The 22,594-nt window shown below is 66.1% G+C and carries 20 protein-coding genes; 14 read left to right on the top strand and 6 right to left on the bottom strand.

Annotated features, from left to right (window positions below):
• The first annotated feature begins 214 nt into the window (after positions 1-214).
• From HNP55_RS10000 to HNP55_RS09980, 5 genes are all read left to right on the top strand, one after another.
• Positions 215-1,273, top strand: coding sequence for a hypothetical protein (locus HNP55_RS10000; RefSeq protein ID WP_184298777.1), 1,059 nt, complete (start codon positions 215-217; stop codon positions 1,271-1,273).
• Positions 1,274-1,278: 5 nt separating this feature from the next.
• On the top strand, positions 1,279-1,902 hold the full coding sequence (locus HNP55_RS09995) for an ATP-binding cassette domain-containing protein (RefSeq protein WP_184298775.1): 624 nt from the start codon (positions 1,279-1,281) through the stop codon (positions 1,900-1,902).
• A 63-nt stretch (positions 1,903-1,965) separates the two neighbouring features.
• Positions 1,966-3,357: a tRNA 5-hydroxyuridine modification protein YegQ gene (gene yegQ, locus HNP55_RS09990; protein ID WP_184298773.1), complete on the top strand. Its 1,392-nt coding sequence runs from the start codon at positions 1,966-1,968 to the stop codon at positions 3,355-3,357.
• A gap of 100 nt (positions 3,358-3,457) precedes the next feature.
• Positions 3,458-4,024: a superoxide dismutase family protein gene (sodC, locus tag HNP55_RS09985; protein WP_184298771.1), complete on the top strand. Its 567-nt coding sequence runs from the start codon at positions 3,458-3,460 to the stop codon at positions 4,022-4,024.
• Positions 4,025-4,046: 22 nt separating this feature from the next.
• On the top strand, positions 4,047-4,520 hold the full coding sequence (locus HNP55_RS09980; protein ID WP_184298769.1) for a GrpB family protein: 474 nt from the start codon (positions 4,047-4,049) through the stop codon (positions 4,518-4,520).
• Between the two features lie 9 nt (positions 4,521-4,529).
• Here the strand turns inward: HNP55_RS09980 and recG are convergent, their stop codons facing one another.
• Together recG and HNP55_RS09970 are read right to left on the bottom strand one after the other, a co-directional pair.
• Positions 4,530-6,590, bottom strand: coding sequence for an ATP-dependent DNA helicase RecG (gene recG / locus HNP55_RS09975; protein ID WP_184298767.1), 2,061 nt, complete (start codon positions 6,588-6,590; stop codon positions 4,530-4,532).
• Positions 6,591-6,641: 51 nt separating this feature from the next.
• Positions 6,642-7,202 (bottom strand): hypothetical protein, encoded by a 561-nt coding sequence (locus tag HNP55_RS09970; protein WP_184298765.1) that lies wholly within the window; start codon positions 7,200-7,202, stop codon positions 6,642-6,644.
• Between the two features lie 55 nt (positions 7,203-7,257).
• Between HNP55_RS09970 and HNP55_RS09965 the strand changes: the two genes are divergently transcribed.
• A complete protein-coding gene (locus HNP55_RS09965) occupies positions 7,258-8,178 on the top strand; it encodes an alpha/beta fold hydrolase (RefSeq protein WP_184298763.1) in 921 nt (306 codons plus the stop codon).
• A 1-nt stretch (position 8,179) separates the two neighbouring features.
• Here HNP55_RS09965 and HNP55_RS09960 read toward each other — a convergent pair whose 3' ends face one another.
• The gene (locus tag HNP55_RS09960) at positions 8,180-8,488 is read right to left on the bottom strand and encodes a hypothetical protein (RefSeq protein ID WP_348648685.1); all 309 of its coding nucleotides are present in this window, start codon (positions 8,486-8,488) and stop codon (positions 8,180-8,182) included.
• Between the two features lie 492 nt (positions 8,489-8,980).
• Between HNP55_RS09960 and queA the strand changes: the two genes are divergently transcribed.
• From queA to HNP55_RS09935, 5 genes are all read left to right on the top strand, one after another.
• Positions 8,981-10,108 (top strand): tRNA preQ1(34) S-adenosylmethionine ribosyltransferase-isomerase QueA, encoded by a 1,128-nt coding sequence (gene queA, locus HNP55_RS09955; protein WP_184298761.1) that lies wholly within the window; start codon positions 8,981-8,983, stop codon positions 10,106-10,108.
• Positions 10,109-10,141: 33 nt separating this feature from the next.
• The gene (locus tag HNP55_RS09950) at positions 10,142-11,329 is read left to right on the top strand and encodes an aromatic amino acid transaminase (protein ID WP_184298759.1); all 1,188 of its coding nucleotides are present in this window, start codon (positions 10,142-10,144) and stop codon (positions 11,327-11,329) included.
• A gap of 24 nt (positions 11,330-11,353) precedes the next feature.
• Positions 11,354-12,274 (top strand): alpha/beta hydrolase, encoded by a 921-nt coding sequence (locus HNP55_RS09945; protein ID WP_184298756.1) that lies wholly within the window; start codon positions 11,354-11,356, stop codon positions 12,272-12,274.
• Positions 12,275-12,388: 114 nt separating this feature from the next.
• A complete protein-coding gene (locus tag HNP55_RS09940) occupies positions 12,389-13,639 on the top strand; it encodes a D-amino acid dehydrogenase (RefSeq protein WP_184298754.1) in 1,251 nt (416 codons plus the stop codon).
• Between the two features lie 4 nt (positions 13,640-13,643).
• Positions 13,644-14,900, top strand: coding sequence for a hypothetical protein (locus HNP55_RS09935; protein ID WP_184298752.1), 1,257 nt, complete (start codon positions 13,644-13,646; stop codon positions 14,898-14,900).
• 38 nt (positions 14,901-14,938) lie between these two features.
• Here the strand turns inward: HNP55_RS09935 and HNP55_RS09930 are convergent, their stop codons facing one another.
• Positions 14,939-15,238, bottom strand: a complete 300-nt coding sequence (locus tag HNP55_RS09930; protein WP_184298750.1) for a hypothetical protein — start codon at positions 15,236-15,238, stop codon at positions 14,939-14,941.
• A 568-nt stretch (positions 15,239-15,806) separates the two neighbouring features.
• Between HNP55_RS09930 and HNP55_RS09925 the strand changes: the two genes are divergently transcribed.
• Positions 15,807-16,556: a DUF6345 domain-containing protein gene (locus tag HNP55_RS09925; protein WP_184298748.1), complete on the top strand. Its 750-nt coding sequence runs from the start codon at positions 15,807-15,809 to the stop codon at positions 16,554-16,556.
• A gap of 3 nt (positions 16,557-16,559) precedes the next feature.
• Positions 16,560-17,528, top strand: a complete 969-nt coding sequence (locus HNP55_RS09920; RefSeq protein ID WP_184298746.1) for a hypothetical protein — start codon at positions 16,560-16,562, stop codon at positions 17,526-17,528.
• Between the two features lie 16 nt (positions 17,529-17,544).
• Here the strand turns inward: HNP55_RS09920 and HNP55_RS09915 are convergent, their stop codons facing one another.
• Positions 17,545-20,376, bottom strand: coding sequence for a TonB-dependent receptor (locus HNP55_RS09915; protein ID WP_348648684.1), 2,832 nt, complete (start codon positions 20,374-20,376; stop codon positions 17,545-17,547).
• A 300-nt stretch (positions 20,377-20,676) separates the two neighbouring features.
• On the opposite strand from HNP55_RS09915, the gene dacB reads away from it, so the two are divergent.
• Complete coding sequence (gene dacB, locus HNP55_RS09910) at positions 20,677-22,158, top strand: D-alanyl-D-alanine carboxypeptidase/D-alanyl-D-alanine-endopeptidase (protein WP_184298744.1); 1,482 nt, start codon at positions 20,677-20,679, stop codon at positions 22,156-22,158.
• On the opposite strand, the gene HNP55_RS09905 is transcribed toward dacB, so the two are convergent.
• On the bottom strand, positions 22,145-22,588 hold the full coding sequence (locus tag HNP55_RS09905) for an SRPBCC domain-containing protein (RefSeq protein WP_184298742.1): 444 nt from the start codon (positions 22,586-22,588) through the stop codon (positions 22,145-22,147). The genes dacB and HNP55_RS09905 overlap by 14 nt on opposite strands.
• Positions 22,589-22,594 lie beyond the last annotated feature (6 nt).

Genomic DNA, 22,594 nt, shown 5'->3' with positions numbered 1-22,594 from the left:
AATTTAGCCGAGCTGCGAGTGCCTGCTTTTAGGTCTATCCCTCCCGTCTTTTGGGGGAGACTACTGCATGACAATGGGATCCGCCTGAGCGCTGTCATGACTCAAGGGTCGAGAGGACTGGCACTCAGGCGTAGTTCAAAAGCACAGTCCAATTTTCTTGATGCACGGCTCGCAATATCGGCCTTATGTTCGACCACCCCTATCCCTGCTGCACATGCGCTTGCGTGGCAGCGCCACCGAACTGCGGGCCCTGCTGCGACGTTGGTGGGGTTTTGTCGTCGTGGTGGCGGCCTTGTTGGGCCAGTTCTTCAGCACCTTGATCGGCTGGCCGGCCCTGCCCTTGTTCTGGGCCCTGGAGCAGGGGCCGGGTCTTGCCGCTGGGCTGGCGCTGCTGGCCCACGCCCTACCTGCAATCCTGCTGTGCTGGGCTTTGCGCGAGCAGATGCTGCCCAGACGCTGGCTGCAGGCCGAGGCGGCCTTGCCCCTGACCCGGGCGCAACGCCGCCGTGCCGACCTGGCCGTGCTGCTGCTGGCTCAGGCACCCTGGATATTGCTCAATCTGGCTTCCTTCCTGGCCTGGCGGCTCGACAGCCCGGCCTGGATGCGTGGGCTGTGGTGGGGCGCCGGCCTGGGTTTGGGCCTTTCCTTGCTCGTCTCCAGCGCATTCGGCTTGCTGCTGATGCGAGCCCATCGGCGTGGCCCGCTGCGGCCCGCGGCGGGCCAGCTTACGGTGTTCAAAAGTCCAGGGGCGGGCAAGAGTTCACCTCTCGGCATCTGGCGGGCCCTGATCTGGCTGCCTTTGCGGCGTGGGCCCGCAAAACCTGTGCTGGCGGCCCAGATCCAGGCCGTGCTGGCGGCCTTGGCCAGCCTGGGCCTGGCCTGGGCTTGGCCCTTGCAGGCCTCCTGGGCCCTGGCCTTGTACACGCTGCTGGTGATGGGTTTTTGCGCCCGGCTGAACGGCCTGGCCCTGTCCTGCTTTGAGCCCCTGCGCAGGGCCAGCCTCGGCCTGCCCCTGGCCGAGGCTGCCTGGGCCTGGCGCCTGCAAGGCCTGGCCTTGCTGCCGGCTTTTGTCGCTTGGCTGGCCTTGTTGTTGACGCTGTTGGCCGGCCCCTGGGCCTTGTCACCGCGCGCCGCGCCCCTTTTCCTCTTGTCTGGTCTGGTGGCTCCGCTGCTGGGCGTCGCCTGCTCAGGCGGCACGGCCGAGTTGAGGGCCGGGCGCTGGCTTCTGATTTGGGGCGTTTGGGTGGCTCTTGCCAGCGAAACCTTGCTTTGACTGATATGACCTCCTCCCCCTTCCTTTTGCGCTGCGAGGCGCTGAGCTTTGCCTACCCCGGCTCGCGCCGCGTGGTCGATCTGTGGACGCATGACTTCGCCGCCGGCCTGTGCTGGCTGCGCGGCGCCAATGGCACGGGCAAGTCCACCCGGCTCAAGCTACTGGCCGGCGCCTTGGCGCCGCAGTACGGCATCGTACAGTTGCAGGGTTTTGATCTGCTCAAGCAGCCCCTGGACTACCGCCGCCAGCTCGCCTGGGTGGGTGCCGAGCCACCCGCCTTCGAGCACCTGAGCCCGGCCGAGCGCTTTGCCTTTCTGGCCGGTCTTTACCCGCGTGCCAATGCCGAGCAGTGGCAGGCGCATGTCCAGGGCTTTGGGCTGGAGCCCTTTCTGGCTCAGCCACTGAGCCAGCTCTCCACCGGCACCCAGCACAAGGCCGCGCTGGCCGCGGCCCTGGCCCTGCAAACGCCCTTGCTCCTGCTGGACGAGCCGCTCAATGCGCTGGACGCGGCATCGGTGGACTATCTGCGCGGCTTGATGCGGGCGGTCACCCAGGCCAGCGACCGCCTCTGGCTGATCGTCAGCCACGAAGATCTGGGGCTGCTGCCCAGCGCGACTCTTGATCTGTAGCAAGGGCGGGCGGGCTTGTTGGCGCTAGCCTAGCCGATTGGTCCTTTCCCGCCTGCCACCTTCATGAACCAGCCCCTCAGCAGCTCCCACGCAGCCAGCGCCTTGCGCGTGCCCGAACTTCTTTTGCCTGCCGGGGACCTGGCGCGCATGCGTGCGGCCTTCGACTTCGGCGCCGATGCGGTGTACGCGGGCCAACCGCGTTACTCCCTGCGGGCGCGCAACAACGATTTCAAGCTGGAGAATCTGCGCACCGGCATTGCCGAGGCCCACGCGCGCGGCAAGAAGTTCCTGGTGGCCAGCAATATCCTGCCCCACAACGGCAAGCTGAAGAACTATCTGGCCGATATGGCGCCGGTGGTGGAGATGGCGCCCGACGCCCTCATCATGGCCGACCCCGGCCTCATCATGATGGTGCGCGAGCGCTGGCCCGAGCTGCCGGTGCACCTCTCGGTACAGGCCAACACGGTCAACTACGCCGGGGTCAAGTTCTGGCAGAAGCTGGGGCTCAAGCGCATCATCCTCTCGCGCGAGCTGAGCCTGGACGAGGTGGCGCAGATCCGCCAGGAATGCCCGGACATCGAGCTGGAGGTCTTCGTCCACGGCGCGCTGTGCATCGCCTACTCGGGCCGTTGCCTCTTGTCGGGCTATTTCAACCACCGCGATGCCAACCAGGGCACCTGCACCAATGCCTGCCGTTGGGATTACAAGCTAGGCGACGCCTTCGAGGACGAGGCTGGCCAGGCGCAGCAGATCAATTTCGACTTCCGCAAGGCTAGCGAGTTAGCCGAGCAGAGCTTTGCCGCCGCCGGCGCCACGGCCCGCCACCCGGCGGCCGATCAGGTCTATCTGATCGAGGAGTCGCAGCGCCCCGGCGAGCTGATGCCCATCCTGGAAGACGAGCATGGCACCTACATCATGAATTCCAAGGACCTGCGCGCCGTCGAGCATGTGCAGCGCCTGGTGGAAATCGGCGTGGACTCGCTCAAGATCGAGGGCCGCACCAAGAGCCGCTACTACGTCTCCCGCGCCGCCCAGGTCTACCGCCGCGCCATCGACGACGCCGTGGCCGGCCGCGCCTTCGATCCCGCCCTGCTGGCCGAGCTGGACGGCCTGTCCAATCGCGGCTACACCAGCGGCTTCTACCAGCGCCACCGCAGCCAGGACACGCAGAACTATCTGGACGGCCATTCCAAGGCCAGGCGCAGCCAGTACGTCGGCGAGGTGGGCCGCATCGATGCCCAAGGTTGGGCCGATATCGAGGTCAAGAACCGTTTTGAAGTCGGCGACCGGCTGGAGATCATCCACCCCAGCGGCAATGTGCTCGTCGAGGTGACGCAGTTGCGCGGCAAATTGGGCGAGCCGGTCAGCGAAGCCGCCGGCAACGGCGTGGTGGTGAGCATGCCGCTGGATAAGCGCTTCGAGGGGGCGTTGATGGCGAGGTTGCTGGAGGCTTAGGGCCTCCCTGGTTCGGATGAGGATTCGCCTTCGGCAAAGTGCGTTCTGGTGTTAGATTGCCGCGGCGTCCTTCTTTCACTCGAACTCCCAGGTGCTCACGATGAAAAATGCTTCGTTCACGCTTCTTGCGGTGCTGGCCTTGAGCGCCTGCGCCGAGCTGCAAACCGCGCCCAGCCCGGTGCTTGCTCAAGCTTCTGCCGCCCCGCTGGTGGTCCGCCTGGCTGCGATTGACGCCGCAGGCCCCGTCAAGGCCCTGGGCACGGTCAGCATCAGCGAAACGGCCCATGGCCTCGTCTTCACGCCCGATCTGCACGGCCTGCCGCCCGGCGTCCATGGTTTCCATGTGCATGAGCTGGGCAGTTGCGCCGCGCTGCCCAAAGACGGCCAAGCGGTGGCCGGTCTGGCCGCTGGTGGCCATTACGACCCCAAGGGCAGTAAAAAGCATGGCACGGCCTGGGGCGATGGCCATCTGGGCGATCTACCTGGCTTGGTGGTCGACTCCGCTGGCAACGCCAGTTATGCCGTGCTGGCCCCTCGCCTCAAGCTTGCCGACATCAAGGGCCGCAGCCTGATGGTCCATGCCGGCGGCGACAACCATGCCGATCACCCCATGCCTTTGGGCGGGGGCGGGGCGCGCATGGCTTGTGGGGTGATTGGGGCAGACTGAGGGGTCTTGCCCGGTGCAGATATTGCCGCCCCAGTCTTACCAGGCCGAGATGGAGCGCCGCTTCGCCGGCCTGGCTGATCGGCTGCAGGGCTGGTTTCCGCAAGCCCGCGTCGAGCATATCGGCTCCTCTGCCATCCCTGGCGCCCACTCCAAAGGCGATCTGGATATTGCTCTGATCGTCGCGGCCGAGGCGTTGGAGGCTTGCGTTGCGCGGCTGTCCGCGCAGGGCTACCAGGAGAAGAGGGGCACCTTGCGCACCCCGGCCCTGTGCATGCTGGAGTGGCAGGAGCCGGGCCAGGACCATGCCTTGCAAGTGGTGGCCGAAGGCTCGGAGTTCATGGGCTTGTTTTTGACCTTCCGCGACCGGCTGCGCGCCAGCCCGCCATTGCTGGCGGCCTATAACCGGCTCAAGATGGCGTCTGCCCCGCTGGGTGAGCAGGGCTATCGGGCGGCCAAGGCCGGGTTTATCGAAAAGGTCTTGGGTGAAACGGCCTGACGCTGTTCTTCAAGCCTTCAAAAACTCCGCCTTCGCCCCCAGCCAGCGCGCCACCTGCCTGTGCGCTGCCTCCGGGTGCTGATCCAGCAGCAGCGGCGCCAGGTGGCGGGCGGCTTGCAGCAGCGCTGAGTCTTCCTGCAGATCGGCAAAGCGCAGCAGCTCGGCGCCGCTCTGGCGTGAGCCCATGAATTCGCCGGGGCCGCGGATGTCCAGATCGCGGCGGGCGATCTCGAAGCCGTCGTTCGTCTCGGCCATGGCGCGCAGGCGGTCCTTGCCGGTCTGGGACAGCGGCCCGGTGTAGAGCAGCACGCAGACGCTGGCCTTGGCGCCGCGCCCCACGCGGCCGCGCAGCTGGTGCAGCTGGCTGAGGCCGAAGCGCTCGGCATGCTCGATCACCATCAGGCTGGCATTGGGCACGTCCACGCCGACCTCGATCACCGTGGTGGCGACCAGCAGCTTCATCTCACCGCCACTGAACTGGGCCATCACGGCGGCCTTCTCGGCCGGCGCCATGCGGCCGTGCAGCAGGCCGACGCTGAAGCCGGCCAGTGCGGCGCTCAGCTCGGCATGGGTCTCGGTGGCATTGCTGAGGTCCATGGCCTCGCTCTCTTCGATCAGCGGGCAGACCCAGTAGACCTGGGCGCCGCGCGCCACCTCTTCCTGGATCTTCTCGATCACATTCCAGCGCTTGGCATCGGCGAACACCCGGGTAGACACGGGGCTGCGGCCGGGGGGTAACTCGTCAATCGTGCTGACCGCCAGATCGGCGAAATATGTCATCGCCAAGGTGCGCGGAATGGGCGTGGCGCTCATCATCAGCAGATGCGGCTCCAGCTTTTGGCTCGCGAGCTTTTTGCGCAAGGCCAGGCGCTGGGCCACGCCGAAGCGGTGCTGCTCGTCGATGATGGCCAGGCCCAGCTGGGCGAACTTGACCTTGTCTTCGATCACCGCATGCGTGCCTATGACCAGCTGGGCCGAGCCGTCGGCGGCGGCGTCCAGCATCTTCTGCCGGGCCTTGCCCTTGACGCTGCCGGTCAGCCAGGCGATCTTGAGGCCCAGCGGCTCCAGCCAGCCCACCAGCTTCTTGAAGTGCTGCTCGGCCAGGATTTCGGTGGGCGCCATCAGCGCGCATTGCCAGCCGGCATCGATGGCCACGGCCGCGGCCAGCGCGGCGACTACGGTCTTGCCCGAGCCCACATCGCCTTGCAAGAGGCGGTGCATCGGTTGCCCGTGGGCCAGATCCTGGGCGATCTCTTCGCTGACGCGCTGCTGCGCCTCGGTCAGTGCAAATGGCAGGGCAGCCAGCAGGCGCTCCACCAGGCCGCCGGCTTTGGCGCGCAGGGCCGGGGCGTGCAGCAGGGCGCGTTCGCGCTGGGCCTGGATCTGGCTCAGCTGCTGAGCCAGCAGCTCCTCGAACTTGAGGCGCTGCCAGGCCGGGTGGCTGTGGTCCTCCAGCGTGCTCAGCTGGGCTTGTGGCGGCGGGTGGTGCAGATAGTTGAGGGCATCGCGCAGCGAGGGCAGCTTGGCGGGCACCACGCCGGGCGGCAGCAGTTCGCGCAGATCGGCCCGCTTGAGCCCGGCCGCCACGGCCTTGCGCAAATAGGCTTGCGGCAGGCTGGCGCTGGCCGGGTAGACGGGCGTGAGCGAGGCGGCCAGCGGCGTGTCCTCCTGCACCGCCTTGAATTGCGGGTGCACCATCTCGCGGCCGAAAAAGCCGTGGCGTATCTCGCCCCGCACCCGCACGCGCTTGCCAACGGCCAAGGTCTTTTGATGCGAGGGGTAGAAATGGATGAAGCGCAGCAGGACTTCGTCGGAGTCATCCTGCAGGCGCACGATCAGCACCCGCCGGCCGCGCTGGTCGACTCGGCATTCCGTGACCTCGCCTTCGCACTGCACATGCTCGCCCTCATGCGCATCGGCGATGGGCGTGACGCGGGTTTCGTCCTCGTAGCGCAGGGGCAGGTGCAGGGCGAAGTCGATATCGCGCAGCAGGCCCAGCTTCTCCATGGCTTTTTGCGGCAGGGATTTGGCCGGGGCTTTGGCGGCGGCGGAGGCAGGGGCGTCAGACATTGGCGCCATTCTGCCGTGGCTGGCCAGGCTCTCGGGCCTGGAGGGCCGGGCTCAGCGCAACTCGTGCGAGAACTGCAGCATCAGGCCCGCATCACCCAGGGCGTGAAGGGTGACCGAGTTCTTGGGCGAGAACTCCCAGCCCAGCGAGATCAGGGCGCCGGGCGAGAAGCCCTTGTAGTTGAAGGGCACCTTGTCCTTGAACTCGCCGCGGTAGCCGTAGAGCAGGCCGGCCGACCATTGGGCGAAGACATTCTGGGGGGCGTAGCCGAACACGCCGGGATAGCGCTTGCCCACATAGAGGTAGCCGCTGGGCTGGCCAAAGGAGTTGCTGAAAAAAGAGCCGCCGGCCAGCCAGTTGCTCTCGTCCCACTGCTTCTCGGCACCAATGGCCCAGACGCGCCGGTGTTCCGGGCTGGGATGAAAGTGCAGGGTGTAGGGCGAAGCCAGCACGCGCCAGTGCGAGGCACCGCCGAAGCGGGGCGTTTCGCTGGCATCATCCTCGGCGTGGGCCAGGCCCGGTGCCAGTGCGCAGAGCAGGGCGCAGGCGAGCAGGGTCTTGGACGGGCTGGGCAAAGAAAATGCCCCAGAGGGCATGGACAAAGGAACTTTCATGGCGCGCATTATTGCCGCAGCAAATGACGGCGGAACATTTGATCGGAGCGGACCTGTGACTTGTTGCGTCAATCGAACTCGGCCGCGCCGGCTGCGTGCCGCGGGTTTGCTGGCCTTCAGCCTGGCCCTGGCGGCCTTGTCCGGCTGCGCCTGGTTGGGGGCCAAGGAGCGCGAGGCCGTGCTGCGGCCCTCACCCGGCCGGCCGGCGGCCTTTGCCCAGGACGGTGCCGGCCTGCGGCCGGGTGATCAGCGCTACCTCCTGCAAATGCCGGGCGAACAACAAGGCCGCAGCGAGGCCCTGGCCATCTGGTATCTGCCCCAGGCCGACCCGGCCGCGCCTACCCTGCTCTATCTGCACGGCACCTTGCGCAATCTCTACGAGAACCTGCCCAAGATCGACGCCTTGCGCGAGGCCGGCTTCGCCATCGTGGCGGTGGACTACCGCGGCTGGGGCGATAGCGAGCCCATCATCCCCTCCGAGGCCACGATCACGGCGGACAGCCGGGCGGCGTTTGCCGAGCTGGCCAAGCACCAGCCCGATGCGCGCAAGCGGGTGATCTTCGGCCATTCCATGGGGGGCTCGGCAGCCGTGACCCTGGCCAGCGGCCTGCGTCGCGGCCAGGACTACGGGGCGCTGATCCTGGAGTCCACCTTCACCCGCATGCCCGATGTGGCGCGCGAGGCCGGCACCATAGGCCGGATGGCCGCGGCCGTGACCAGCCTGGAGTTCGATTCCCTCAGCAAGATAGGCCGGGTGGATGCGCCCATCCTGATGCTGCACGGCAGCGCCGACAAGACCGTGCCGGTGCTGCTGGGCCGGCGCCTGCGCGACGCCGCCGACAAGGCCGCCGACGCGGCCGGCACGCCCGGCGTGCGCTGGGTCGAGTTCCCCGAGGGCTCGCACAGTGGCCTGCACCGGGAGTCGCCCGATCTGTATCAGGCGGCGCTGAAGAGTCTGATTTCGACCTTGAAGTAACTCACATCGGCATCGGCGTGCCGGCCATGCGGTCGAACTTCAGGAAGTATTTGCGCGCGAAGGCGATCAGCTGATTGTCGGTCGGGTGGTCCACCGACTCATAGGCCACGATCTGCTTGGCCGCCGCCGCGCGGTGCTTCTCGACATAGTGCTTGAAGTCGGACTGCGCCGTGCTGGAGCCCACCACCAGCACCTCGGTGATGCCGTTCAGCGCGTCCACCACCTCGCCAAAGAACTCATGCTCGCTGCGCACGGCGCTGGCGCGCTGCTTGGTGTGGTGGCTGTGGGCCTTGATTCTCTCGGTCTGCACATGCTCGGCGTCGAACTGCAGGACCTTGGCCTGTTGGTGATTTAGGGCCTGTCACCCATTGAATTGCGCTCACGCGAGCCCCCGGAGCGGGCGCAATCGAGGCGCAAAGCGGAACCGGGGTTGGGCCCCGGTGAGCATTTGCAACGAAGAGTGCGCCCGCTCCGGGGGCTCGCCCGAAGGGTTGGCGCGGTATGGACCGTAGGCCGTTGTTGGCGAGCTGGCTCGGGGGTGGCCCCGAGCGGCGCTCGCCGCCTAGGCCTACAGCCCATCCCGCACCAACGTGAGTGCAATTCAATGGGTGACAGGCCCTGGCCAAACAACGGCGTGGAAGCTGCTCATGGATGGGTTCTCCTGGCTGGTTGAAATGCTGTCTTGCTGGCTTCATGCTCGCACCGCTGCGGCCGCGAGGCCTTGATCGGAATCAACAGCAGACGGCATGGGAAAATGCCCATCCTTTCTTGGTACGGGTCTGTCCGGCCCTCAACACCCATCATGTCTGCAAGCACTCAGTACACGGTCAGCGACTTCGATTTCCACCTCCCCCCAGCGCTGATCGCCCAGCACCCCGCCGCCGAACGCAGCGCCTCCCGCCTGCTGGACGGCCGCGCCGAGGCGCCCGTCGACCGCGTGTTCCGCGAGCTGCCCGAGCTGCTTGCCCCCGGCGATCTGCTGATCTTCAACAACACCCGCGTCATCAAGGCCAGGCTGTACGGCCAGAAGGCCACCGGCGGATCGGTGGAAGGCCTGATCGAGCGAGTGATCGCCGGCACGAACGAAGTCTGGGCCCATCTGCGCGCCAGCAAATCGCCCAAGCCGGGCAGCTGGCTGCGCTTCAACAATGCCTTCGATGCCGAGGTGCTGGGCCGCTGCGGCCCGGACGAGGGCATGTTCCATCTGCGTTTCCCCTCGGACCCCTTTGCCCTGCTGGATCAGCATGGCCATGTGCCGCTGCCGCCCTATATCGAGCATGCCGACGAGGCCGATGATGTGCGGCGTTACCAGACCGTGTTCGCCAAGGAGCCCGGCGCCGTGGCCGCGCCCACGGCGGCCTTGCATTTCGACGAGGCCTTGCTGGCGCGCCTGGCCGCACGCGGCGTCAGCACGGCCCATGTGACCCTGCATGTGGGTGCCGGCACCTTCCAGCCGGTGCGGGTGGAGGCCTTGAGCGAGCACAAGATGCACAGCGAGTGGTTCGAGGTGCCGGCCGAGACGGTGGCCGCCATCGCCGCCTGCCGGGCCCGCGGCGGCCGCGTGATCGCCGTGGGCACGACCACCTTGCGCGCCTTGGAGAGTGCTGCAAGACCTGACCCCCAAGCCGATGGCGTACATCGGCTGCCCCCCGAGGGGGCGCAGGCGCTCGGGAGCGGCCCTTCGCTGCCTGGCGACGAGCTGCAGGCGGGGGCGCGCGAGACGGCCATCTTCATCACCCCGGGCTTCGAGTTCCGCGTCGTCGATGTGCTGATCACCAACTTCCACCTGCCCAAGAGCACCTTGATGATGCTGGTCAGCGCATTTGCGGGTTATGCGCCCATCATGGCCTTGTACCGCCACGCCATTGCCCAGCAATACCGCTTCTTCAGCTATGGCGACGCCATGCTCTTGCAGCGCCGACCGGCATAATCCCTCAAACCCTTTCGTACCTGGAGTCCTCCCATGTTCCGTCACGTCGAACCCTATGCCGGTGATCCCATCCTGAGCCTGAACGAGGCTTTCCAGAAAGACCCACGCGCGGGCAAGATCAATCTGTCCATCGGCATCTACTTCGACGATGACGGCCGCATCCCCATGCTGGACTCGGTGCGCCGTGCCGAGCTGGCCGTGGTGGCCGAGGCCGGGGCCCGCCCCTATCTGCCCATGGAGGGCGCGGCCAATTTCCGCAGCGCCGTGCAAGGCCTGTTGTTTGGCGAGGCTAGTCCCGTGCGCGAGCGCACCGTGACCATACAGAGCGTGGGCTCCAGCGGCGGCCTCAAGGTCGGCGCCGATTTCATCAAGCGCTACTTCCCCGACAGCGCCATCTACGTCTCCGACCCAACCTGGGACAACCACCGCGCGGTGTTCGAAGGCTCAGGCATCGAGGTCAAGACCTATCCCTATTACGACCCCGCCACCGGCGGCGTGCGCTTCGCCGACATGCTGGCCGCCATCGACGCCCTGCCGCCCCGGAGCGTGGTGCTGCTGCACGCCTGCTGCCACAACCCCACCGGCGTGGACCTCACGCCCCTGCAGTGGGACGAGCTGATCCCGGTGTTGAAGGCGCGCGAGCTGCTGCCCTTCCTGGACCTGGCCTACCAGGGCTATGGCGAGGGCATCGCGGAAGACGCCTTCGCCATCCGCGCCATGGCCGACGCCGGCCTGCCCTTCTTCGTTGCCAACAGCTTCTCCAAGAGCATGAGCTTGTACGGCGAGCGCTGCGGCGCGCTCAGCGTGGTCTGCCCCGACGCTGCGCAAGCCGTCAATGTGCTGGGCCAGCTCAAGTTCCTGATCCGCCGCAACTACTCCAACCCGCCGCTGCACGGTGGCCAGATCGTTGCCCGCGTGCTCAGCGACCCGGAACTGCGCAGCCTGTGGGAGGGCGAGGTGAGCGAGATGCGCGAGCGCATCCACGCCATGCGCAATGCCTTGTACGAGGTGCTGGCCGCCAAGCTGCCGGGCCGCAATTTCGACTACTTCCTGACCCAGCGCGGCATGTTCAGCTACACCGGCCTGAGCGCCGCTCAGGTGGACCGTTTGAAGGACGAGTTCGCCGTCTATCTGGTGCGTTCGGGCCGTATGTGCGTGGCCGGCCTCAACAACAAGAATGTTGAGGCCACGGCCAGTGCCATGGCCGCGGTGCTGGCTTAAACCCGGTACTGGCTGAAGCCCGGCATGTCCCGCCATGCCGTCTTGGCCGAACAGCTGCCCAAGCGACTGGAGCAGCTGGATGACTACTTTGCCGCCCAGGAGGCGCGGCTGGGTGATGTGCGGCCGGGCGCCGAGAAGCTGATCGTCTGGGGCGACGAAAGCAGCCCGGACGGCCACAAGCGCCGCGCGCCCTGGGCCGTGGTCTATCTGCACGGCTTTACCGCCACCCGCCAGGAGCTGGACCCGGTGCCCCAGCTGGTGGCCCAGGGCCTGGGCGCCCATCTGTTCTACACCCGCCTGAGCGGCCATGGCCGGCCGGGCGAGGCCATGGAGCGCATGAAGCTCTCGCAGTGGAAGGCCGACGCGCTGGAAGCCCTGGCCGTGGGCCGCATGCTGGGCGAGCGGGTGCTGGTGATCGGCATGTCCACCGGCGCCACCCTGGCCGCCTGGGCGGCGCAGAAAAAAGCCGGGCGTGGCGTCGCGGCCTGGATCATGGTCTCGCCCAATTTCAGCCCCAAAGACCCCTTTGCCGCGCTGCTGAACTGGCCGATAGGCCGCTGGCTGGCGCGCAAGGTCCATGGCCCCCTGATGGGCGCACCGGCACAGGACGAGTTGCGTGCCCGGGTCTGGACCTCGCCCCACCCGACGACGGCGCTGTTTCCGATGATGGCCCTGGTTGCCCAGGTGCGCGCCAGCCGCCTGGAGAGCGTCAGCGCGCCTCTGCAAATCCTCTACTCGCCGCGCGACACCGTCATCGACGTGAAGGCCGTGCGCGCCGCCTACGCCCGTTTTGGCAGCCACCCCAAGCAGTTGGTGGAGGTGAATTACAGCGAAAGCCCGGGTCAGCATGTGCTGGCGGGCGCCATCGAAGCGCCGCAGGCCAGCGCGCCGCTGGCGGCCGAGATGCTGGCCTTTGTGCAGGGGCTGGACGCTCCGGGCTCATAGGCCGAGGTTATAGCCGCCGCGTGCGCTTTCATTGGCCGTCGGTGCCCGTCGTCCTTACCCTCGGCGCTGGACAAACAAGGGGCCGGGCACAATGCCTGCCGGCCCGAGGGATCGATGAAGCACTGTGTGGTGATAGGCGGCGGCGTGGTGGGTTTGGCCACGGCCTGGGCCTTGCTGGAGCGCGGCCATGCCGTCAGTCTGGTGGAGCGTGAGGTTGGCGTGGGCCTGGGCGCCAGTCATGCCAACGGCGGGCAGCTCAGCTACCGCTACGTCTCGCCCCTGGCCGATGAAGGCGTGCCGCTCAAGGCCTTGCGGTGGTTGCTGGATGCCGACGGCCCGCTGCGTTTCAAACCCGAGTTCAGCCGCCATCAGTGGGGCTGGTTGATGGCCTTTTTGCGCGCCTGCCGCGGCCCGGTGAACCGTCAGATGACGGCGCGTCTGCTGGCCCTGGGCGCCTACAGCCAGGCCTCCTTCGCCCAGCTGCAGCACAGCGCCGGGCTGGAGCTGGCCCATCTGCGCAGCCCGGGCAAGCTGGTGGTCTACCGCAAGCCGGCCGAATTCCGCCGCGTGGCGGCCCGCCTGCTGCCCCAAGCCGACGGGGTGGAGCATGCCCTGTCGCACGAGGAATGCGTTGCCCTGGAGCCGGCGCTGGCCGACAGCCAGGCCGATCTGGCCGGTGGCATTTTCACGGCCGGCGAGGCGGTGGCGGATTGTTATCTGCTCTGCGTCAGCCTGGCCCAGCGCCTGCGTTCGCACGCCAATTTCCGCGGCTTTGTCCACGCTCAGGCGCTGGGCCTGCGGCAAGGTGCCGGTCGGGTCCAGGCCTTGCTGAGCACGCAGGGCGAGATCGCTGGCGACGAGTTCGTGCTGGCCGCCGGCCTGCACAGCCGCGAGCTGGGTCGCAGCGCGGGCCTGCGCCTGCCCATCTACCCGCTCAAGGGCTATAGCCTGACGGCCCCCATCGCCGCCCAGCACCGCCCACCCGAGATCAGCGTGACCGACTTCGAGAAAAAAGTGCTGTACGCCCGCATCGGCGAGCAGATGCGGGTGGCGGCCATGGTCGATCTGGTGGGCGAAGACCCGCGCATCGCGCCGGCGCGCATCGCCTCTCTGCGTCGCCATGTGCAGGCCACCTTCCCCAACTCGGCCGACTACTCCCAAGCCAGCGAATGGGCCGGCCTGCGCCCGGCCACGCCCAGCGGCGCCCCCATTCTGGGCGCCACGCCGCTGCGCAATCTCTGGCTCAATGTGGGCCATGGCGCCCTGGGCTTTACCTTCTCCTTTGGCACGGCCAATATCCTGGCCGAGCTGATTTCCGGCCGAGCCAGCCCGATCGCGCTGGACGGCTTGGAGCTGCGGAAATAAAGCCATGAGCAATAGCAGCAACACGCCCGCCCTGAATCCCCTGAGTTTGGCCCAAGCCATGCTGGACGCCCTGCGGGCCCAGCGCTTTGAGCTCACGCCCGACGCCTTGCAGGGGGGCGCGCCGCTGGGCCAGCATCCCAGCATCGATCTGGCGGTGGCGGCCTTTCCTGCCGGGGCGGCGCCGGTGTTTGCCAATGTGCTGTTCTCGCGCGAATACCCGCGCGGCCTGGTGGCGCAGATTGATGAGTCGGCCGGGCCGGTGCGCAATATCCGCTATCTGGCCGATGTGCAGGACGAGCAGGGCAATTCCATCGCCTGGCTGCCGGGCGCGGACTGGTCGGCCATCCCCTGGCGCCCTTTGGCGGGGCCTGCCGATCCCGCCCTGCCGCGTTTTGTCGCGCCTTACCCGGCCTCTTTGCTCAAGCTGATGATTCTGGTCGGCCTGGGCCTGCTGGTGGATGCCGGCCGCACGGACTGGGAGGCCCGCCTGGGCCAACCCGCCCGTGCCCTGGCGGATTGGGCTTTTGATATGACGGCCCTCAGCAGCAATGAGGCGACCACGCTGCTGGTGGCGCATTTACACGCCCTGGGCGCCATCCGCCGCGAGGGCGGGCGGGAGTTTCACAACGAGCTGCATGATTTCTTTGAAAACCTGGGCTTGCCCACCCTGCGCCTGGCCAATACCCGGCCCGACGGAGGTTGGGGGAATGCGGCCGGCGCCGGCGTGGGCCAGATTCAGATGACGGCCTGGGATACTTTGCGCCTGCTCTGGTGGCTGGATCCACAGGCACCGGCACCTCCTTGGTTGAATATCAACAATATGCCGTGCCTGAGTGATGCCAGTCGCTGCTTGATTTTGCATGCCTTGCGCGAGCAAGGTTTGCACGAGGTTTTATCGAGTGGCCTTCTGGCGGGCCTGCCGGGCTGGGTTGCCGGCATTCCGGCGCGTTTGCCCGCGCGTTGGTTACGCCATGGTGATGGCTCGGCGCGGGTGGGGGATAGGCATTTTCCAGCTGATTTACTGGCGGTAAATCGCCAAGCCGAGCTGCTATTCAGCCATAAAACCGGCAATACCCTGAACTACAGCGCCGACGCCGGCCTGGTGCTGGGGATTCCGCCGGCTCGGCGCCATTATCTGATTGCGATGGTCAGCAATTTAGGCAATCGTTATGCCACCGATGCACGTGCTGCCACCAACTGGCGGATACCTGCTTTGGGTGGCGCGATGGATGCGTTTTTGCGCCAGCATCTGGAAGCGTGAAGAAAGCACCAAAGCTGCCATTTTCTTTTCTGACTGATTTATTGCTGGATGGCCGGGTCGGTCGGGATGTCGGCACCGGCCGATGAATCTTTGTGAAATTGCCTTGAACACCATGCCTTGGGAAAGGCGCACGGCAATTTTGGTTTGAGTGATGAATTGGCGCCGAACTGAAACCCATGAAACCATGGACGATGGCCGCTGGATTGGCCTGCGGCCCGGAAGTCCAGCAGCAGCGGCGGCGGCACGGGGGTTTTGGACGGGGCGGTCGAGGCCTTGAATGCCTGATCTGAACCCAGGTCTGAAAAGCATTGGAATTGGGGTGACGAGGCCCATTCCATGAGCACAGCAGCTGAATCCCCCGCGCTCTTCTTCGGCCTTGGCCGGGCCTGAACCGGCCCGACTTCTGCCGCTCTGCGCTGCTGCAGCGTGATCGCCTGCGGGCAAGCCTGGCTGATTACTGCCTGCAGCTTGCTATATTTTTAAAGAGTTTAAAGAGAGTGTGCGCAAACATTCTGAAGAAAATTTGCCACCATTCGCTGCCGCTCAGCTCATTCAGCCCACGGATTTCAGCCGGCTTGTGGGTGTGCGCTCACTGGTGCTTGCCTTTGCTAAGCAAGCGAGGACTGGCCAGTCCTCCCACGTTCCGGCCTTGACAGTCCGATTGACCGATGAATCGCCAAACTGCTCGGCGGGGTATTGGAGAGCGGACCTCTACTCAATTACTTAATTCCGGTGACTAATTCGCAAAAAACATGGGGGAAACAAGCTTACCCCTAGAAGTCACGGACTCCGCAAACTTGACGATGGAGTGTCGGTCGGGCTGCCGCTAAGGTATTCACAAGGGCTTGTGAGCATGGTGCTGGGCAAGTTCCTCGGTTTTTTCAGTGCGACCAGCAAGGAGGATTTATGGCCAGTTTTGGTATTGATGGCATTCGCTATTTCAATCACGCCAGGGCAGCGGGTGTGAGCACGGCGAGCGACCTCAGCTACACCTTCAACCGCTGCAATGGTTTTGACGCGAAATTGCGCAGCGCAGGGCATGCCCGTAATTTCTACTGGGCCAACACGGATTGTTGGGAGACCGATATCCGCGATAGTGATCGCGGTGGCGACGATGTGCATTATGTCGACAATGTGGATATCTTCTGGATAGAAACCCATGGCGGCCATGAATCAAACGGCCAGGCCCGCATGTTGTTCGATGCCCAGCAGACCGCCTGGCGTACTTATTCCGGCAGCTGGCAATTGGGTGAGAATTGGAATGCCGAGTGGATCATGGCCTATTCCTGCGACACGGTGGACCGTGGCAATGTAGCGGGGCTGTGGAATATATTTGCCGGCCTGCATATCTATTGCGGTGCCTGGAACAATATGTATGACGGCATCACCACCGATGAATGCGGTGAAGACGTTGGCGACAATCTGATTCACGGCCACACGGTCTGCCATTCCTGGCATGACGGGGTTTCGGATTGGTGGGTGGATAACCACCCCATCACTGTTTGCGTGGGTGATTCGGCGACCTGGAATAACGGCAATATCCAGTGGGGGCGCAGTTATCTGAATCGCGACCATCTATGGGGCCATGGCAATGTCGATCCTGATTTGTCGCCCAGCCGGCAGGCTTGCATTCTCTTTATGTGGACGGAGGGCTGAACCATGGATACCCACGCATCGTTGATGGAATCGCTGGCCAGTTCGCAGCAAGAGCCGCCGGCCGAAATGAATATCTATGAGTTGCGCCGTCCCTCGGTGGACGAGTTGCAGCGCCGCCTGCGCAAATGGCTGCGCCTGGGCGGCGAGGTGTGCGAGAAGAGCTTTGACCGGGGCGAGTGGACCCACTATGAGGACCGCACCCTGGTGCGCCTGCCGCAGGGCGCGCAAGCCCTGATGTATCACGCCTCGGGTGCCTTCAAGCTCAGCAGCGGGCGCGCGCCCATGGAGGCCTTGTTCAAGGAAATGGAGCCTGCCGCCAAGCTGACCGAGAGCGCCGAGGCCATGCTCAAGAGCCTGGGTGTGCAGGAGCAGTTGGGCCGGGGCGAGAGCCTGAGCTTTGAGCGCCTGTGGCAGACCAAGGCGGGCGCCCAGGATCGCGAGGGCAAGGCGGTGGAGCCGGTCTTGTGCCGGGCCATCGCTGCCTTCCGCCACCATGTGGACGGCATCCCGGTCTTGGGCCCGGCCTCGCTGGCCTTGCAGATGGCCGGGGGCGGGGCTTTTGATTCCTTGTCGGTGCTGATGCGGGGCCCGGCGCCCGAGGCCCTGGAGTCCGCCAAGGTCATACACCCCGAGCGCGCCGCCCGCGCCCTGGTGCAGCACTTGGCCGGGCAATTGGGTCAGATGGACTCGGCCAGCGGCATGGTGGCCTCTACCCGCAAGCCGGCGAGCGAGCTCAAGATCGAATGCCCGGCCGGCATGCAGTTCGGCTATCTGAGCCTGCCCAAGCGCAAGGTCCAGCGCCTGCTTGCGCCGGTCTATATCGCCATGTTCCAGCTCGACCATGGGCTGGAGAAACAGGCCATGGTCTTGGCGGTGTCGGCCACCGAGAAAAGCTATCTGGCGCTGCACGCGCCCGGCAGCGAAAGCCTGGTGAGCGCCAGCAGCAAGACGGCTGCGCGCAAATGCTGTTGAGCCGCCTGGCCTGCGCTTACCTGAACTCGTAGCGCAGCGACATCGTCAGCGTGCGGCCAAAGGGGTCGGCCACGCGCGGATCCCAACCGGCGCCGACCACATCGTCCACATCGTGGTGGGTGAAGGGCGGTTGCTTGTCGAAGAGATTGCGCAGGCCCAGGGTCAGTCGGGTGTTCTTGAAGCCGCTATAGCTGCCGTAGAGGCCGAAGATGGCGTAGCTGCTCACATCTTTGTTGGCGCTGGCGGGTAGCACGCCCTTGGCCGACATATTCTGGTCCGCATAGCCGGACTTGTAGCTGCCGGTGAAGGTGCTGGCCCAGTCGCCGCGGCTCCAGTTCAGGCTGGCGCTGAACTTGTTGCGCAGATAGATGGTGCGGGTGCCGAACTGGCCCACGTATTCGACCATGGGCAGGGTCTCGATGGCCCGTTCCTGGTGGCTGATCATATAAGTGCCATTGATGTCGGCGCGCCACTTGCCCAGCTCGGTATTGAGCAGATAGCTGGCGCCCCAATCCACCCCCTTGGTCGAGCTGCCGGCGGCATTGATCCAGCCGGCGTTGACCTGCGTCACATTGCCGCTGGCGTCACGCACAAAGCGCTCGGGGAAGAGGGCGTAGTTGTTCAGCACATCGTTGATGGTGAGCTTGCGGATGCGCTCGTCCAGATCGACGCGCCAGTAGTCGGCGCTGATGCTGAGGTTTTTCAGCGGGGAGAAGACCACGCCAAACGTTCCCTGCTTGGACTTCTCGGGCTTCAGATTGGGGTTGCCGCTGTCGGTGTAGTCCAGGCCGATGATATTGCACTGAGTCGGGTCGTTAGGACAGCGGACGGGGTCGGACCAGGTGCCGGTGAAGTCGCGCGGCGCTGTGTTGGGGCTCAGTTGCTGGAAGCTGGGGGCCTTGAAGCCGGTGTTCACCGAGCCGCGCAGCAGCAGCGCTTCGATCGGCAGATAGCGGAAGGCCAGCTTGGGATTGGTGCTGCCGCCAAAGTCGCTGTAGCGGTCGTGGCGCAGGGCCAGCTGCAGGTCAAAGCCCTTGAACACCGGCACGGCCAGCTCGGCGTACAAGGCCTTCACATCGCGGCTGACCTTGGGCACGGCGGAGTTGCCCGGGCAGAGCAAGACATCGGTGCTGACGGTCGTCGCCAGGGTGGAGACGCAGCTGAAGCCGCCTTCGGTCATGGCGAATTCATAGGTCTCGCGGCGCAGATCGAAGCCGGTGGCGAACTCCACCACGCCCGCCGGCAGCTTGAACAGCTCGCCCGACAAGGCGCCGTCGAACTGGGTCAGGCCGGTCTTGCCGCCCATCAGCTCGCCGCGCGCCTTGGTGGACTCGATCAAGGCCATGGCCTCGGCCGTCTGCTTCTCGCCGGGCTTGACCCAGGGGTTGATCTTGCCGGTCTTGAGCGCGTCATTGAGCTTGGCGGAATAGGCATAGCCATCGATCAGCTGCGACTTGCCTTCGGCCTTGGCGCTGGACAGACCCAGCTTGTAGAAGTAACTGCCCAGCTCACCGTCCAGGCCGACCAGCAGGCGCTGGTTGTCGGAGATGTTGTTGATCACCCGGTTGCCAAAGTCCTGCATGCGCCAGCGGTAGGAGATGGGCTTGCTCGGGTCGAAGTTGGCGACACCGTAGTCCTTCAGGTTCAGGTAGTGGGGGCCGTTCACCGGGTAGAAATTGCCGGCCGCCGCCGTGGTGCTGAACTGCGAGGGCGTCAGCTCGGCGCGCACCTCGGTGCGCGAGCCGGTGAATTCGACAAAAGCCGTGTGCTTGTCGCTCAGCGCAAACGCGGCGCGGGCGACCAGGTTCTTGGCCTCCAGCGGTGGGGCCAGCATGTATTGCGAGCCGTAGTCGGTGTTGCAGAGGTAGCGGCCGCTGGCCTGGGAGCTGTTCCAGAGCAGGGGCTGGAACTGCACGCCGGCCTCCACCTCGCCGCACTTGCCTTGCAGGCTGAGCAGATTGATGCGGGTGTATTTGGTGGTGTCGCCGCTGCTGCCGACGGTGGAGCCGGCCGAGGGCAGGGCCGTGTTGGCAGCACCCAGGATATTGGCAAAAGGCGAGCTGGAGGAATTGGGCGACAGGCCCAGCTCCGGCTGGAAGCCATTGGCCCAGCGGCGATCACTGCCACGCAAGATGTCGTTCTTGTCCAGCGTGGCGCTGATCAGCACATTGAAGCGGTCCTTGCCCAGATCACCGAAGCCAGCGGTGAGGGCCGCGCGCCGGGTCGTGCCGCCGCCATCGGCCAGGGGCTTGGTGAAATCCACACCCAGGTTCACGCCCTGCAAATCCTTTTTCAGGATGAAGTTGATCACCCCGCCGACGGCGTCGGTGCCGTAGATGGCCGAGGCGCCATCCTTGAGGATTTCCACCCGGTCCAGGGCGGCCATGGGGATGGCGTTGAGGTCCACCGCTCCGCCGCTCATGCCGTGGGTGGAAACACGCCGGCCATTCAACAGCACCAGGGTGCTGCCGGCGCCCAGGCCGCGCAGATTGGCATTGCTGGAGCCGCCGGTGAGACGGTCGGTGTCGGCGCCGAAGACATTGTTGTTTGACGTCGCGTTGTCGGCGCCGGCCGCGTTGATGCCCAGCTGGCTGAGCATTTGCTCGGCGGTCTGGATGCCCTGGCGGCTGAGCTCATCGGCCGTGATCATCTGCACCGGCAGGGCGCCTTCGTCCTTGATCCGCTTGATGCTGGAGCCCGTCACTTCCACCCGTTCGATCTTGCTCGCTGGCGCGGTCTGGGCCTGAGCCTGGGTGGCGCTCAGGGCCAGGTGGGCGCACAGGCCGGCCAGGACCAGCGCTTGCGGAACCTGGGCGAGTGGGGGCAACTTCTTCATCAACAAGGGCACGATTCTTCTCCTCGGGGTGGACGCGGGGGCGCGGCAATGGCAGCGATGATGGCGGCAAGCCCTGGCCGCCCGCACTAGGGCGGGACCGGAGTTGTTGCATCGGGCGCAATGAATGCTTGTCGCTCTTGCATAACCTGCGGTGATGCGTCGGCCCGCGCAAAACGCCGGAAAAGCGTGGCCGGGCCCATGGCCTGGGGCTTGGGCACTTGTGGGGAAGGCTTGTGCTGCTCAGCCCGCCCGGCCGCAGCCTTGGGCGCTATGCGCAAAGTGATGGGCTGGCCGCCGCCGTACAGTTGGCTCATGCCAACACCCGCAACTTGCTCTCCAACTGCTGCTTCTCGCCGTGTCGCGCGGGTCGCCGGTTTTGTCCTGGCCCTGGGCTTGAGTGCCTGTGCCCAGCTGGGCCCCAGGGCCGAGCTGCCGCCCGAACTCAGCAGCGCCCTGCAGCGGGTCAAGCTGCCCGAGCAGGCCCTGGGCCTGGTGGCCTTCCCGCTGGCCGATCGCGGCGCCGGCTGGCGGGTTCAGGCCGAGACGCCCATGCAGCCGGGCTCGGCCATGAAGCTGGTGACGGCCATCGTGGCCCTGGACCGCCTGGGCGCCAACTCGCGCGGCCGCAGCGATCTCTTGGTCGACACGGCCTTGCAAGGCGATGTGCTGCCGGGCGCGCTCTATCTGCGCGGCGGCGCCGACACCGATCTGGACTGGGGCGCCCTGTGGCTGATGCTGCGCCAGCTGCGCGAGCAGGGCGTGCGCGAGATCCGCGGCGGCCTGGTGGTGGATCGCACGCTGTTCCGCCCGGCCCGGCCGGATCTCAATGTGCCGCCCTTCGACGAAGCGCCCGAGTTCCCCTACAACCTGATTCCCGATGCCTTGATGCTGGGCGGCGGCCTGCTCAATTACGAGCTCGCCCGCGAAGGCAGCGGCCCGCTGCAAGTGCGTGCCAGCCCCGCCTGGCCTGGCCTGCGTTTCGATACCCGCGCCATGGGCGTGAACGACAAGGCCTGCAAGGACTGGGGTGATGACTGGCTGACGCCCCGGGTCAGTCTGCAAGCAGACGGTGCGGAGCAACTGATCCAGTTGCAAGGCAGCTTCCCGCGCGACTGTCGCCAGAACCAGGCCCTGAACCTGCTCGACCGCCAGTGGTTGGCCGTGCAGGCCGTCAGCCAGATCTGGCGGGAGCTGGGCGGCACGCTGGCCGGCCCCGGCCTGGAAGCCGCCACCCCGGCCGGCGCCCGCGTCGTGGCCAGCCATCTGGGCCGGCCCCTGGCCGAGGTGATGCGGGGGGGGATGAAGCGCTCCGACAACGCCCTGACCCGCCTGGTCTTTCTGAAGCTGGGCAGCACGGTGGCCGCGCCCGAGGAGGAAACGCAAGCCGCCGCCGCCCGCCTGGTGCAGGCCTGGTTCAGCGAGAAAGGCCTGGACGCTCAGGGCTTGCTGCTGGACAACGGCTCCGGCCTCTCGCGCACTGAGCGCATCAAGCCCGCCCAGCTGGCCGCGCTGCTGGCCCTGGCCTGGGACTCCGCCCAAGCCCCCGAGCTGCTGGACAGCCTGCCCATCGCGGGGGTGGACGGCACGCTGAGCCGCCGCCTCAAGGGTGGCCCGGCCGAGGGGCGGGCGCGGCTGAAGACCGGCACCCTGCGCAATGTCGTCGCCCTGGCCGGTTATGTGCAGGACAGCCGCAAGCAGCCCTGGGTGCTGGTCGCCATCCTCAACGATGAACAAGCCCCAGCCAAAGGCCGGCCGGTGCTGGACGCAGCGGTGGAGTGGATCAGCCGGCAGTGATTGGACCGGGGGTACGCAGCTCCGTCGTCAAACGGTCCAGGTTCTGCTCATTGGCCGGCAGCACGATGTGGCGCACGGCCTCGGCAAAGGCGGCATCGTCAAAGACCTGTGACCACAGCAGGCGTGTGCCCGTGGAGATGGGCGTTAGCACAATGCCGAGCGTGAACAGGGGCGCGCAGGTGTGGCGGATCACGATCTTGCGCTCGCGCACGATTTCCTCGAAGCGCGCTTCGTTGGGGTAGTCGCTGCCGTCCGGCCCATGCATGGTGAAGCGCCATGGCCCACCGGGCCTGAACTCGCAGACCTCGAAGCTGTTGCGAAAGCCGGCCGGGCCCCACCAGCGAGCCAGACGTTCGGGGGCGGCGAAGGCGGCGAAGACTTCGGATGGGGCGTGCGGGAGATCGCGGCTGGTTTCGAAGGTGGATGGCATGGTTCT

The organism is Roseateles oligotrophus (assembly GCF_014204525.1).
GTDB classification, from domain to species: Bacteria; Pseudomonadota; Gammaproteobacteria; order Burkholderiales; family Burkholderiaceae_C; genus Paucibacter_A; species Paucibacter_A oligotrophus_A.
This window is presented reverse-complemented; position numbering and strand designations above follow the sequence as displayed.